Source organism: Desulfitispora alkaliphila (assembly GCF_050433185.1).
GTDB classification, from domain to species: Bacteria; Bacillota; Desulfitisporia; order Desulfitisporales; family Desulfitisporaceae; genus Desulfitispora; species Desulfitispora alkaliphila.
On the sequence record NZ_JBNPXS010000003.1, the window covers coordinates 60188 to 73755 of the forward strand.

Consider the following 13568-nt stretch of genomic DNA (forward strand, 5'->3'; position numbering starts at 1 on the left):
CCACAGTATCTTGACAAAAAAATAAAACTATTTATATAATGAAATGATATCATTCAATTCTTTTAATTGCAAAGGGGGATAAAATTGAAAATTAATTTAAAAAAATTCGCACTATTGTTTATTATTTTTACAATGGCAATTGGTATAGTTGCCTGTAATAGCGAACCTGAAACACAAGAGCAAGAAGAGATTTCAGTAAATGTGGCAGCACTTATGGGACCTACAGGCATGGGCATGGTTGAGCTCATGGAGCGAAGTGAAACAGCAGAAACTGATTTGGATTACCATTTCACTTTAATGGGCAGTCCCGATGATTTAGTTGGTAAAATTATTAACGGTGAAGTTGATATCGCGGCAGTTCCCACAAATTTAGCTTTAGTTTTACACAATAGAACCGAAGGAGCTGTGCAGCTAGCTGCAGTAAATACACTAGGGGTTCTTTATGTATTAGAAAATGGCAATAGCATTAATTCTATAGCTGATCTAGAAGGTCAGACCGTTAACATTAGTGGTAAAGGGGCTACGCCAGACTTTGCCTTTAGGTATTTATTACAGAATAATGGTTTAATTCCAGATGAAGATGTAATACTAGACTTTAATTTGCAACATTCAGATCTTGCTGCTGCTACAGCTGCTGGAGACGTTGATATTGCTTTATTACCACAGCCTCACGTTACTACTGCTTTGATGCGCAATGATGACTTAAGAATAGCTTTAGACCTGACTCAGGAATGGAATTCAGTAACGGACAATAGCCAACTAGCTATGGGTGCCATTATTGTTCAAAAAAACTTTGCTGAAAACAATAAAGAAATAGTGGATGCATTTTTAGATGACTATGAACAATCAGTAAATTTTGTTAACAACAATCAAGAGGATGCAGCAGAGTTGATGGCTAAACACGAGATCCTTTCCAACGCAGCCGTAGCTCAAAATGCTATTCCTTATTCTAATATTGTATTCATTGATGCTCAAGAAGCTAAGCCGTTCCTACAAGATTTTTATCAAATATTATTCGACTTTGAGCCAAGATCTATCGGAGGAAAATTAGCAGATGAGAGTTTCTACTATCAAAGATAGAAAAAAGGGATTAAATAAATTTTTAGTTTTTTTATTTTGGATTGCTGTATGGCAAATTCTATATTTAATAATTCAACGGGACATTTATGTCCCGTCTCCTTTTGATGTGTTTAATCGCTTAAATGAACTAATTTTCATGCTTTCTTTTTGGGAAACTGTATTCTCATCTATCTACAGAGTTATTATGGGGATGCTTTTATCTATTGTTTTCGGTGTAGTATTTGGTATTTTGGCAAGTCTGAACAGTTATATTTTCGATTTATTAAATCCTCTAGTCTCTGCTATTAAGTCCACACCAGTAATATCGTTTATCATCATAGCATTAATCTGGTTTTCCTCTAGCAATGTTCCAATTTTCATCTGCTTTCTTATGTGCTTTCCCATAATCTGGACTAATGTGGTAGAGGGAATACGAAATGTGGACAAAAAGCTTTTGGAAATGGCAGATGTTTATAGGGTTAATAGGTGGCTTGTTCTTAGGGAAATCTATCTTCCCTCAATTACTCCTTATTTTACTGCCGCTACCATTACTGCTTTAGGACTAGGTTGGAAAGTAAGTGTAGCTGCGGAAGTGCTAAGCCACCCTAGGAATGGAATTGGAACGCACCTATACAGCGCTAAAGTATACTTGGATTCAGTGGATTTATTTGCTTGGACCCTTGTAGTTATAATACTCAGTATTCTTTTTGAAAATATATTTTCCCGCTTACTGCGAAGTGCCAGAAAACATAGAAAAGAGTTGGTTTGAGATGCAATTGCAATTAAATAGTCTTTCTAAAAGCTATCATGACCTGCAAGTACTTAGGGACTTTACCTTGACTCTTTCATATGAAAAAATCCACTGCCTTTTTGGGCCTTCTGGTTGCGGCAAAACAACCCTATTAAATGTGTTAGTCAATCTAACTCCTGCTGATGCTGGTTCTATCGAGGGTATAAAGGGAAAAACCTTTTCGTATATCTTTCAAGAGGATAGGCTACTCCCTTGGGCAACTGTTAAAGAAAACATTTTATTCATCCTAAAAAGTCATTACTCAATTGTTGACTCAGAGCGTTTAGCAGACGAATACTTGGCACTTGTAAACTTAACTTCATTTAAGAAGCATTATCCAGATCAATTAAGTGGAGGAATGAAACAGAGAGTTGCCATAGCCAGGGCTTTTGCCCATCAGGGAGATATTCTGGTAATGGATGAACCCTTTAAGGGCTTAGATTTAAAACTAAAGAGAAACTTAATGGATTATATCATATCCTTTTGGAAACAGAAAAAAAAGCTTTTAATATTTGTTACTCACGACATAGATGAGGCTCTCTATATGGCTGATAAAATCCATGTATTTAGTGGCCCACCTCTTACGCTTATAAACCAAATTAGCATTCCCATTTCCCACGAAAAGAGAGCAGAGAGCAAAGAGGCACTAAATGAATATAGAGAGCAGTTAATAATAAGAGAAAGCACGAGGTGAGCTTTGTGGCTAATCAATATATTGCAGGATGCAAAGCGGGATTGCCTGTAGCCATAGGCTATATCCCAATCGCCATAGCATTTGGCCTTTTAGCTAAATCCTTTGATATATCAAATTACATTATATTACTGATGTCATTAGTTGTTTTTGCAGGTGCTAGCCAATTTATCGGAGTTAACCTGATTGTGGCGGGAGTCTCACACTGGGAAGTCGTAATAACAACTTTTATTGTAAATTTGCGGCACCTATTGATGTCAGCATCACTATCCCAGAGACTTCCCCAGCAAACACCAAAAAAATTTTTAGCGTTACTTTCTTTTGGAGTGACAGACGAGACTTTTAGTTTGGCCTCCACCCAGAGAGAACGAGAGTTAAATCCCCAGTTTGTGCTGGCCTTAAATTTTATAGCCTTTTCCTCTTGGAATATAGGTACTTGGATTGGTGTTTTTTTCGCTGTTGGGCTTCCCCAATCAATCCAGGCCAGTATGGGAATTGCTTTGTATTCTATGTTTATAGGCCTCTTAGTACCTTCTTTAAAACAAGCAGGTCCTATTCCCTACATTGTATTTATTGCTATTACGGTTAGTTCTGGGTTGCATTGGATTGCTCCGCATTTCATCCAACTCTCCTCTGGATGGAATATTATCATTACAACTATTATAACTGCTGGTATTGGCGCATTAATCTTTCCAGCATCTGAAAAAGTAGGTGATACAAATGGATAGTTTAGTGTTATTAGTGATAGGCATGGGTTTAGTCACCTATATTCCACGGATGCTTCCATTGGTATATTTAAAAAATATTGCATTACCTCCAAGGGTAAATCGTTTTTTGGAATTCGTGCCCTATGCAGTTTTGACCAGTCTAATCTTCCCAGGAATACTTTTCTCTGTGGAAACTATCCAAGCTGCAATTGTAGGCGGTGCGCTATCTGTTATTTTAGCTTTAATGCGCTTTAATCTAATTATTATAATTATTGGTGGAATTCTTGGCGTTTTTATTACAGAAAATTTTCTAATTGAATACATCTTCTAAGTGAGACACAAATGCCAAAAACAAGGGCGAGGGATATTTATTTTGGTGATAAATAAATTTCATATCTCTCGCTATTTTTAAATTCTTAACTGGCATTATTTTGAACTCTCCTACCCAAGTCTCATCATTTACTGCCATTTCCGATACAAATGCAACTCCGATGTTTTCTGTGACAGCTTTTTTAATTGCTTCAGTATTATTTAGTACATGTTTAATGGTGTAATGAACCCCATTCTCCGTCAAAGCCTGCTCAATTATCTCCCGAGTTCCGCTACCTATTTCCCGCAAAATTAAAGTCTCCTGCTCCAATTCTTCAGGAACAATAAACTTGCGCCCATTTTGCACCCAAGGGTGTTCTGATGAGCAAATAAGACACAATTCATCATTTACTAAGTGTTTTACAGTAATATCCTCTGCTCCAACCCCCCCTTCTACCAAGCCTATATCGATTTCATGATTCAGGATCATGCTTTCAATAACCTGAGTATTGTCGATATGAAAAAAAGTCTGGATTTGAGAGTATTTTTCCTGAAATGAGCGGATCAGTTTAGGAAGCATGTAAATTCCCACAGTAGTGCTGGCGCCCACTCTTAAAGTACCTTGCTTTAAAGATACAATATCCTGAATAGTAAATTCTGCTTCCTTGACTAAAAGTAATATTTTATTGGCATAAGTCTCTAAAACTTTTCCCGCGTCTGTTAAAATCAAGTTCTTGCTTATCCGGTCAAATAATTTTACTTGGAGACTATTTTCTAAATCAGAAATAGTCTGACTCACTGCAGGCTGGGTCATATATAACTCCTTTGCCGCCTCTGACATATTTCCAGTTTTTACAACATTTGCAAATACCTTCAACTGCCTTAAATTCAAAAAAATCCCCCCTATAAGTAATAGCTTATTTGTACTATAAATTAATACTATTTTACTAATAGTTTACCATAGTTTATGATTAGATTATACTAAATGCTTGGGCCCGCAAGCGAATGACAAGGAGGAAAACAATTGAACATAACAAAAGATAACCTACAAGGAGGACTTCTAGTACTTTCTATTGCCTCTATGGCACTGCTATTACAACAGTGGGAAAAACTTCAGTTATTGCACCTTAATGCACTTATAATAGCTATTATTTTGGGAATGATTATCAACAGTTCTTTTACCCTGTCCGATTCACTTCAGTCTGGCATCGCTTTCTGGTTAAAGAAAATGTTGTATTTAGGAATAATCCTAATGGGTTTTCGCTTAAACATCAGCGACTTGCAAGTGGTGGGATTAGAGACGTTTTTAGTAGTAACGGTTGTTTCTTTAGTCACCATTATGTTCTCCCTGTGGCTCGGTAAAAAGCTCGGATTGCAGTATAACCTAACCCTATTGATTGGTGTAGGCTCTTCTATTTGCGGTGCTTCTGCCATCGCTGCTGTAGCACCATTGATTAGGGCAAAGGAAAAAGATATCGCCTTCTCTATTGCAACAATAACTGTTTTCGGCACTATGTCCATGATACTTTATCCGGTATTTTTTCATATCTTTCATTTACCAAATCTCTTTTATGCTGTATGGACCGGCGCATCAGTTCATGAGGTAGCACAAGTTGTAGTAGCTGGCTTTGCTGCTGGCGACCAAGCGGGGGAATTTGCAACTGTGGTTAAATTGGCTCGCGTAATGTTAATTGTACCAGTAGCCTTGGTGGTAGTATTCTTGGAAATAAAAAAACAAAAGGACGAACAAGTTAGTTGGCGTGAAGTAACAATCCCTTGGTTCGTAATAGGCTTTTTAGTAGCCATGCTATTAAATTCAACCGTCACTTTGCCTCCTGTTGCAATAGATGGCTTTGTAAAGGCTAGTAGTTTTTCATTTACTGTGGCCATGGCAGCAATGGGCTTAGCCTTAGGAGCAAAGGTATTTAAAGATCTCGGCATCAAACCTTTTCTACTAGGCTTAATCACATCCATTTTTATTGCCTTTATCGGTTTTAGTATTACCTATTTGGTATATCAATTTTAGATTCAAAAAAAGTTAAGGAGTTGCAGCATGCTACTCCTTAACTTTTTTTATTATACTTGTCTGAAAATTTAAGCTTTCATTTTTTCCAAGTATTCATTATAGGTCATTTCCACATCAGTTACTCCCTCTGGAGTTATCTCAATTATTCGGTTGGCAATAGTCTCGATAAATTGATGATCATGAGACGTAAACAGAACGTTGCTACTGTAATTTTTCAACCCATCATTTAATGCAGTAATTGATTCTAAGTCCAAGTGGTTCGTAGGTTGGTCTAATAGGAGCACATTAGCATTAGCAAGCATCATCTTAGAAAGCATACACCGAACTCTTTCCCCTCCAGATAAAACTTTTACTTCCTTTAGTGCCTCTTCTCCCGAGAAAAGCATCTTCCCTAAAAATCCTCTAATATAGGATTCAGCTTTTTCTTCTGAAAATTGTCTCAACCATTCCACCAAGTTAAGGTCTACGTCTTTAAAGTACTCTGAATTATCCTTAGGGAAATACGCCTTTGTAATTGTGATACCCCATTTGAAAGAACCGCTATCTGGCTCTAATTCTCCCGCCAATATTTTAAATAAAGTAGTATTCAATAGTTCGTTAGAGCCCACAAAAGCTATTTTGTCTCCCTTGTGAACTGTAAAGCTAACGTTGTCTAATAGCTTTTCTCCTTCAACTGTTTTGGAAAGACCCTCTACAGTTAAGATGTCATTTCCAACCTCCCGCTCTGGCTTAAAGCCAACAAAAGGATACCTTCTAGTAGAAGGCTGAATATCATCTATTGTTATTTTTTCTAAAACCTTTTTACGAGAAGTAGCCTGTTTAGACTTAGATGCATTAGCACTAAATCGAGCAATGAATTCCTGGAGTTGTTTGACTTTCTCCTCTTTCTTGCGATTTTGATCCTTCATCATTTGCTGCGCAAGTTGGCTGGATTCATACCAGAAATCGTAGTTACCCACATATAATTTGATCTTGCCAAAATCCACATCTGCCATGTGAGTACACGTCTTATTTAAGAAGTGCCTATCGTGGGAGACAAGGATTACAATCCCATCAAATTCAATCAAAAATTCCTCTAGCCAATTAATAGATTTGTAATCTAAGTGGTTTGTGGGCTCATCGAGAATTAATATTCCTGGGTTTCCAAACAGAGCTTGCGCCAGGAGCACCTTTACTTTTTCAGAACCTTGCAACTCAGCCATCTTCTTGTCATGTAGATCCGTAGGAATACCCAGCCCCTGTAGTAAAGATGATGCATCAGATTCTGCTTCCCATCCATTTAACTCGCTGAATTCCGCCTCTAGTTCAGCAGCTCTCATGCCATCTTCATCGGTAAATTCTCCCTTTGCATAGATAGCATCCTTTTCCTTCATAATTTCATTGAGTCTAAGGTTACCCATAATTACTGTTTCAAGTACTTGTACATCATCGTATTGATAGTGGTCCTGCTTTAGCACAGACATCCGCATTCCCGGGCTAATATGAATTTCTCCCGTATTTGGTTCTATTTCACCAGATAAAATCTTTAAAAAAGTACTTTTACCGGCTCCATTTGCCCCTATGACACCATAGCAGTTTCCCTCTGTGAATTTTAGATTAACATCTTCAAATAGCTTCTGATCTCCAAAACGCAGACTTAAATTTGTAACATTTATCACTTCATTACCTTCCTCTACTATATAATTAAAATCTTCAGATATTGTAACATATATTTACTAAAATTACATCTCAACTTCATGTGAAAAAAAACACAATTCCTCTTGACTAATAGTCGTAAAAATCTTATAATTAAATTAACCAAGAAACAACTAGCCAAGTCGGAGTATTGGTAAGGCCTGAAACGTTCAGTAAACTTTGATAAGTTAATACATTACCCACGTTATATTTGTTAGAATTATCAAGACTAAAGGAAGCCCCTTAGGCTTAACGGTTCCCACTTGTGAGGTAACTTGATTGCTGGCAAAAGACAGGTAATGTGAAACTTGGAGTCTGTTTCAGGCAAAAAAGCTAGGAGGTTTTCTTTTGGTACAGCAGTACATTAGGGGAAAAGGGTAGTTCTATCTTGTAGACATACAAGATAGAACTACCCTTTTCCCCTTTAGTCACAAGGCCCTAACTCAAGATATGCTTTATTACCTTTTTCATTATATAGAAGAGGATGGCAAAGCATCTTAATTATTGGATGCTATTGATTTTTAATCGCATCAAATTTTTCTTACAAAGTTAATGGTATAATACATAATTTTTATTTACTTGGAGATACTTTTTAGAGATTGCACTATGGGGAGGTGAAAAAATGTCTGAAATTAAATGTAGAGTTGAAGAATGTCACTATAATCAGAGCGACCTATGCTTGGCTTCCACAATTGAAGTTAAGTCTAGAGTAAAGGACCATATGGTTAGTAATACTGATGATACTGCTTGTGAAACTTTTTTACCTAAAGGAAAAACTAAGTAGTGTAGGCAAGAAAGCCATCGTGTTATTAAAGCACGATGGTTTTCTTTATTTAATTATATGTTGCGAAACATGCTACTTTTTCTATATAAAAGAAATGTACACAACAAACCAATCAGCGACACTACTGATATAATACCAATTCATCAATGGTTAACCATGAAACAGAAAGAAAAAACATAGCAAATCCGAGCATTGCAAAAACGCCAGCTAACCATATTTAATCGATTATCCCCTAAAAGGGGGTTAACTATGCAACTCTATGAACTTTCCAGTTTTCGTCAACCCATAACCCTATTACTACACCTGGCAAATCCCATGATTTAACTGTTTCTACAGCAAGCATAATTTGTTGTAGGTGCTCATTTTTAGATACTGGGTTTCCTGCGCAATCGTAGTGTCCAGCTACAGCAAGAACTTTTGACTGATGTTTATTAAGTGATATGTTAACACTTTTTCTTATAGCTTCTAACGCATAGTGATTACTTCTTTCTGCTAAAACCTTGTCGCACCCTGGTTCTGTAATTACATCTACATAGTCTACTTCAAATTGTTCAAGTAACCATTCTATTACTGGTAGTTGAACCCTTCCGTCAATACAATTAATTGCCGTAGCAAATTTTACGTTACTCATAGCTCACCCCTATTTATTTTATCACGAATGATAGAGCTGAACAATTTAAATTTTAAAAAGCTATACACAATGAACGTATCTTTTCTACTCCAAAACGGCATTACACTTAGAAAAAATTATTTAGCAGGAATTTAGTTTATTATGGAGAACTAGTATCTGTATAGCGATGTGTTCTTCTGAACATAACACTCTTGAAAGGAGTTTTTATATTGAGAGGGTATCTACCATTTATTTTAATTGCACTTATGATTTCAGGACTTCTATTAGGATGCACAGGTTCTGATGAAGAGGCCACTGAAACCCTTCGACTGGCAACTACAACTAGTACTTATGATTCAGGGCTTTTAGATGACATAATACCAATATTTGAAGATAAAGCTAATTACAATGTGCAAATAATCTCAGTGGGAACTGGCCAAGCCTTAGAAATTGGTCGACGAGGCGATGCAGATGTACTATTGGTTCACGCTCTAGAGCTGGAATTAGAGTTTGTGGAGGCTGGCTACGGAACTGAGCGCTATGATGTTATGTATAACGACTTGGTGATAGTTGGCTCCACAGAAGACCCAGCAGAGCTTCATTCTCAAAATAGCGTAGTTGATACCTTAATAGCTATCCAAGAAGCTAACGCTGACTTTGTCTCCAGAGGAGATGATTCTGGAACTCACACCAAGGAAATGGACCTATGGGCTATAGCCAACATTGATACTGAAGGCCAAGCTTGGTATAAATCTTTAGGGCAGGGAATGGGTGAAACTCTGACTACTGCCAATGAAATGAAAGCGTATGCCCTGACTGACCGAGGAACCTACTTGGCAATGCAAAACAATTTGCCCAACATGGAAATTTCTTTTGAGGGAGACGAGAACCTGAATAACCCATACGGGATAATTCCAGTAAATCCAGAAAGTGCTTCCAGCATAAACTATGAAGGGGCGCAAGCACTGGTAGATTTTTTCTTATCTGATGAAATCCAGGAGAGAATTAGGGAATTCGGAAAGGACCAATACGGGCAACCGCTATACAAACTATTTAAGTGAGGTAATATTTATGGAACAATCGCTGATGACAGGAGTACAAGAAGGGATCACTCTATTATTGACCTTCGACCCTAAAGTTTACAATATTATTGCTACTTCTCTGATGGTTTCGGGCACAGCCCTAATCTTTGCTACTTTTATAGGTATTCCCCTAGGAGCCTTTATCGCTCTGACCAACTTCCCAGGTAAATCCTTTTTTATGGCTCTGTTGTATACTGGCATGGGGTTTCCCCCTGTAGCTATTGGTCTTTTTGTGTTCTTACTGCTGTCAGCCAGCGGCCCTCTAGGCGAGCTAGGTTGGCTATTTTCACCCAAAGCTATGATCTTTGCACAGACGATTATTTCCTTCCCTTTAGTAGCCGGCTTTACTATGACAGCTGTTATGGGAGTAGACAAAAACCTATTGCGCCAGCTTCAATCTTTGGGAGCAACTAAGACTCAAGCTACCTGGGCCACCTTGAAGGAGGCAAAACTGGGTATCTTAGTGGCTATTATTGCTGGCTTTGGTACAATTATATCTGAGGTTGGTGCTGTAATGATGGTGGGTGGGAACATTGAAGGAAGCACTAGAGTTCTGACTACAGCTATTGTCCTAGAGACTCGCCGAGGTAATTTTGGCTTAGCTATCGCTTTTGGTATAATACTTTTATCTCTTACATTTATAATAAATTTAGCTATGCTGCATCTGCAGAAAAAGGAGATTGCTGGAAATGACTGATTCCACTTCTGTTTACTCATTAGATAATATATCAAAATCATATAAGAACAGAACAGTATTGCAAATCCCCCAGTTGGACATTTACTCAGGAGAAATATTGTGCCTAGTAGGCCCTAGCGGGGCAGGCAAGAGCACTTTGCTCCGGATTCTTAACTTTATCGAAAACAGCGATTCGGGTGTAGTTGAGTTTATTGGCGACAAGTATCCGGTCCCTACCAAGCCTGCTTTAGAAAAGTTGCGTTTGATGACTACCGTGTTTCAACGCCCAGCACTTATGACAACTTCCGTTTGGAACAATATTGTCTATCCCCTAAAAATTCGTGGTGTAAGTATAAGTGAATCGCAGAAAATCTCTATTCACAAAATTATAAAGCAGCTAGGCTTAGAAAACTTTGTGAAGCAGCGAGCTGATAAGCTCTCTGGTGGTGAAGCACAAAGGGTTGCATTAGCTCGAGCGCTGGTATTTAACCCCAAAGTTTTGCTCTTAGATGAGCCCACAGCAAACTTGGATCCTACAAATATTGATATTATCGAAAAAATGATAGTAAAGTATGTACGGGAAAATAAGGCTACTATCATCATGGTGACTCATAACATCTTCCAAGCCCAAAGGCTTGCCCACAGAATCGGTCTTATGTACAAGGGAGAGCTCACCGAAATTGGCACAACCGACGACTTTTTCAACCGTCCCAAAAATAAAATAACCAGAGATTTTCTCTCTGGTAAGTTAGTATACTAAAAAAAGCGCTCTTCCATAGTTCTCTATGCCAAAGCTAGAAATAATACTTTTGCATTTTTGACCTTGTAGCCACTGAGTAAAGGAAATTGCCTCATTCCACTCTACTCCTGGAACCATTTCAGGGTTAACTGTAACTACTGAAAACACATTCTTCAGGTCTTCATCTTGGTTACCCTTGTCAGCTCCATAGACTATTTCCATTCCGTTCTTATCCCCTGCAATTAAATAGGTGGCATAATCTATAAGCGTATATGCTTCCCTTTCAACAGAATAGTGCAGTGTCCCCAAGTTACCAGCAATCCCAGGACATTTCATGTACCACTTCTCTTGAGGAGTAACCCCAGCTTTTTCCCAAATGCGCAATTCCCTCAAGTGAGTCCCCGAAGCATCTCCCCTACTTATAAAAGGAGCTTTTTTTTCTGAAATAACCCTGAATATATCAACTATTGATTTTTTCTCTTCTAGTTCATTATTACCCACTATTCCTCTGGTCGGACCCACTAAAACATAATTATTAGTCATAATTGGAACTTTAATAGTTCCCCACCCCTGGTTTATAAACTGATCCTCTAGTTCTGGAGCGTGGGTCAATGTCATATCTACTCGACCGCTTTTAGCCATTTCTAAGGCCATACTACTCCCAACCCCTATATGCCTAACTAGAATTCCTGTTTCTTGATAAAATGTTTGCTCAAGTACATCTAATAACCCGGTCTCCACAGGCTCAATAGTACTTGCCAACAACAGTGTCTTGGGTCTTGCTTCCTGCTCCCTTTTCTGGTAGTACCCCTTAATGGGTATTGCTTTCCCCACAAAGTTCTCTAGCTGGGCATCTACTTCTTGTTTAAAGCGCTTAAACTGTAATAACAGTTCCTTCCCTTCATCGGTAAGAAAGGCACCACCACCATCCTGACCACCTACCTTTTTTTCCACTAACTTCATGTTCAATTTTTCTTCAGCCCTTTTAATAAGTCCCCAAGCATAGCGATACGAACACTCTAAATGGGTAGCAGCTTGACGAATAGAGCCGTATGAATTAATCTTCTCTAAGAGATGAAATAAGTGATCTCCTGAAAGCTTCTTTTCATCTCTTAAATCGATAGATATTTTGAAGTCTGTAGTTTTTTTACCTTCCAATTTTATCACCTAAATCCCATGTTCTTAAAACCCTTATTCTATAAAAATATTATTTTTCCTTTCACTTACATGCATGAAAGTAGACTCATGTTATAATATAGTTATATCTTTTTAACATTTTGTCGGAGGTGATTCCTTGAGTACTGAGGAATATAACTTAATGGTAAACTATGAAGCCATAAGGAATATGTTAATTGCCGGTGTTTTTATTTTTATAATTGCATTTGTCATTAAAAATAAAGTGTTTAAAGTTGAAAAAGAACTAATGTACATGGCTGAAAGCCCGTACTTCTTGAAAGCTAGGTTTATATCCCTGCTGATAACAGCATTTTGCTATATTTCTTATTCGCTATATGGTTATTTTTTTTATGACTTAGAAACCGAACGAGTAGCACTTATACCTTTTCTTATTTTGATAGTTCCTATTTCTACCTGGGTCATAGTCAAAGTTCATGAACTAAGAGATCGAATTCGTGACGGTAATAGATCAACTTGACGAGACAGGCTTTTGCTGCACGTTTTAAAGAAGATGCGACTTACTACAAATCAGATTTCATAAACCCAACTGCTTCATTCTCTATATCGTAAGTTCTAAATATTTCTCCCTTATTGTCAAAAACAATGAATACGGGTACTTCTTTAATTGACAGTGTTGATAGGCTTTAAACGTTAATGTTAAATGTTGAGCTCCTCTAACCTAAACCAAAGGTTAGAGAAGCTCTTGTCACTGTTATTTAATATAAATTGATTAACTGCTAAAGGCTAAGTCTTTTTCATTATAATTTGTAGCTTTTTCTAACCTTTCTTTTTCGCCTAAGCTAAAGGTTTTATCCAGATCCAAGAGAATTAAAAGCCTATTCTCCAGCTTACCCACTCCTGTAATGTATTCGGAACCAATTCCCCCTATAAAAGTCGGTGGTGGTTCGATAGCATCGCCGGAAATGCGAAGCACCTCTGATACAGAGTCAACTACAATTCCTACCGTCTGCCCTGATACTTCTATAACAATAATCCGCGTCTCTTCATTGTATTCTATCATTCCCATATGGAATTTCTTTTTAATGTCTACAATTGGAATGACTTTGCCTCTTAAGTTTATTACGCCTTCCACAAAATCAGGCGAATTTGGTATCTTAGTCGGACTAGTTAGCCTGTTTATTTCATGAACCTGGTTAATATTTACTCCAAACTCTTGAGTAGAGTTCTCTGTTTTTAATTGAAAAACAACCAGCTGATTTTCAGTCACATAGATCCCCCTTAATT

The 13568-nt window shown here is 37.6% G+C and carries 16 protein-coding genes; 11 read left to right on the forward strand and 5 right to left on the reverse strand.

What is annotated here, in order from left to right; all coding sequences use genetic code 11:
• Nucleotides 1–84 precede the first annotated feature (84 nt).
• Genes GGQ84_RS01925 through GGQ84_RS01945 form a run of 5 tightly spaced genes read left to right on the forward strand, consistent with a single transcriptional unit; the run spans nt 85 to nt 3578 of the window.
• The gene (locus GGQ84_RS01925; RefSeq protein WP_429158411.1) at nt 85–1080 is read left to right on the forward strand and encodes an ABC transporter substrate-binding protein; all 996 of its coding nucleotides are present in this window, start codon (nt 85–87) and stop codon (nt 1078–1080) included.
• Nucleotides 1055–1828, forward strand: coding sequence for an ABC transporter permease (locus tag GGQ84_RS01930; RefSeq protein ID WP_429158414.1), 774 nt, complete (start codon nt 1055–1057; stop codon nt 1826–1828). The genes GGQ84_RS01925 and GGQ84_RS01930 overlap by 26 nt, the downstream gene beginning before the upstream one ends.
• 1 nt (nt 1829) lies before the next feature.
• Nucleotides 1830–2543 carry an ABC transporter ATP-binding protein gene (locus GGQ84_RS01935; RefSeq protein WP_429158417.1) on the forward strand — a complete coding sequence of 238 codons (714 nt, stop codon included), beginning with the start codon at nt 1830–1832 and terminating at the stop codon, nt 2541–2543.
• Nucleotides 2544–2548: 5 nt separating this feature from the next.
• A complete protein-coding gene (locus GGQ84_RS01940; protein WP_429158420.1) occupies nt 2549–3268 on the forward strand; it encodes an AzlC family ABC transporter permease in 720 nt (239 codons plus the stop codon).
• Nucleotides 3261–3578: an AzlD domain-containing protein gene (locus tag GGQ84_RS01945; RefSeq protein WP_429158423.1), complete on the forward strand. Its 318-nt coding sequence runs from the start codon at nt 3261–3263 to the stop codon at nt 3576–3578. The genes GGQ84_RS01940 and GGQ84_RS01945 overlap by 8 nt, the downstream gene beginning before the upstream one ends.
• On the opposite strand, the gene GGQ84_RS01950 is transcribed toward GGQ84_RS01945, so the two are convergent.
• Entirely contained in the window at nt 3558–4448 is an 891-nt protein-coding gene (locus GGQ84_RS01950; protein ID WP_429158426.1) for a LysR family transcriptional regulator, read from the reverse strand. The two genes, GGQ84_RS01945 and GGQ84_RS01950, sit on opposite strands and share 21 nt — an antisense overlap.
• Before the next feature lie 132 nt (nt 4449–4580).
• Here GGQ84_RS01950 and GGQ84_RS01955 point away from each other — a divergent pair, with 132 nt between their 5' ends.
• A complete protein-coding gene (locus tag GGQ84_RS01955; protein ID WP_429158428.1) occupies nt 4581–5582 on the forward strand; it encodes a YeiH family protein in 1002 nt (333 codons plus the stop codon).
• A gap of 68 nt (nt 5583–5650) precedes the next feature.
• On the opposite strand, the gene GGQ84_RS01960 is transcribed toward GGQ84_RS01955, so the two are convergent.
• Nucleotides 5651–7240, reverse strand: coding sequence for an ABC-F family ATP-binding cassette domain-containing protein (locus GGQ84_RS01960; RefSeq protein ID WP_429158431.1), 1590 nt, complete (start codon nt 7238–7240; stop codon nt 5651–5653).
• A 638-nt stretch (nt 7241–7878) separates the two neighbouring features.
• Between GGQ84_RS01960 and GGQ84_RS01965 the strand changes: the two genes are divergently transcribed.
• Complete coding sequence (locus GGQ84_RS01965) at nt 7879–8040, forward strand: DUF1540 domain-containing protein (RefSeq protein WP_429158433.1); 162 nt, start codon at nt 7879–7881, stop codon at nt 8038–8040.
• 247 nt (nt 8041–8287) lie between these two features.
• On the opposite strand, the gene GGQ84_RS01970 is transcribed toward GGQ84_RS01965, so the two are convergent.
• Complete coding sequence (locus tag GGQ84_RS01970; protein WP_429158436.1) at nt 8288–8671, reverse strand: carbonic anhydrase; 384 nt, start codon at nt 8669–8671, stop codon at nt 8288–8290.
• Nucleotides 8672–8880: 209 nt separating this feature from the next.
• On the opposite strand from GGQ84_RS01970, the gene GGQ84_RS01975 reads away from it, so the two are divergent.
• From GGQ84_RS01975 to GGQ84_RS01985, 3 genes are read left to right on the forward strand one after another with little or no spacing between them, the layout of a single operon-like run.
• The gene (locus GGQ84_RS01975; protein ID WP_429158438.1) at nt 8881–9711 is read left to right on the forward strand and encodes an ABC transporter substrate-binding protein; all 831 of its coding nucleotides are present in this window, start codon (nt 8881–8883) and stop codon (nt 9709–9711) included.
• Nucleotides 9712–9721: 10 nt separating this feature from the next.
• The gene (locus GGQ84_RS01980) at nt 9722–10429 is read left to right on the forward strand and encodes an ABC transporter permease (RefSeq protein WP_429158440.1); all 708 of its coding nucleotides are present in this window, start codon (nt 9722–9724) and stop codon (nt 10427–10429) included.
• Complete coding sequence (locus GGQ84_RS01985; protein ID WP_429158443.1) at nt 10422–11168, forward strand: ABC transporter ATP-binding protein; 747 nt, start codon at nt 10422–10424, stop codon at nt 11166–11168. The genes GGQ84_RS01980 and GGQ84_RS01985 overlap by 8 nt, the downstream gene beginning before the upstream one ends.
• Here GGQ84_RS01985 and GGQ84_RS01990 read toward each other — a convergent pair.
• On the reverse strand, nt 11157–12314 hold the full coding sequence (locus tag GGQ84_RS01990; RefSeq protein ID WP_429158446.1) for a substrate-binding domain-containing protein: 1158 nt from the start codon (nt 12312–12314) through the stop codon (nt 11157–11159). The two genes, GGQ84_RS01985 and GGQ84_RS01990, sit on opposite strands and share 12 nt — an antisense overlap.
• A 127-nt stretch (nt 12315–12441) precedes the next feature.
• On the opposite strand from GGQ84_RS01990, the gene GGQ84_RS01995 reads away from it, so the two are divergent.
• A complete protein-coding gene (locus tag GGQ84_RS01995; RefSeq protein ID WP_429158449.1) occupies nt 12442–12801 on the forward strand; it encodes a hypothetical protein in 360 nt (119 codons plus the stop codon).
• A 252-nt stretch (nt 12802–13053) separates the two neighbouring features.
• Here GGQ84_RS01995 and GGQ84_RS02000 read toward each other — a convergent pair whose 3' ends face one another.
• Nucleotides 13054–13551, reverse strand: coding sequence for a chemotaxis protein CheW (locus tag GGQ84_RS02000; protein WP_429158452.1), 498 nt, complete (start codon nt 13549–13551; stop codon nt 13054–13056).
• Between the last annotated feature and the right edge of the window lie 17 nt (nt 13552–13568).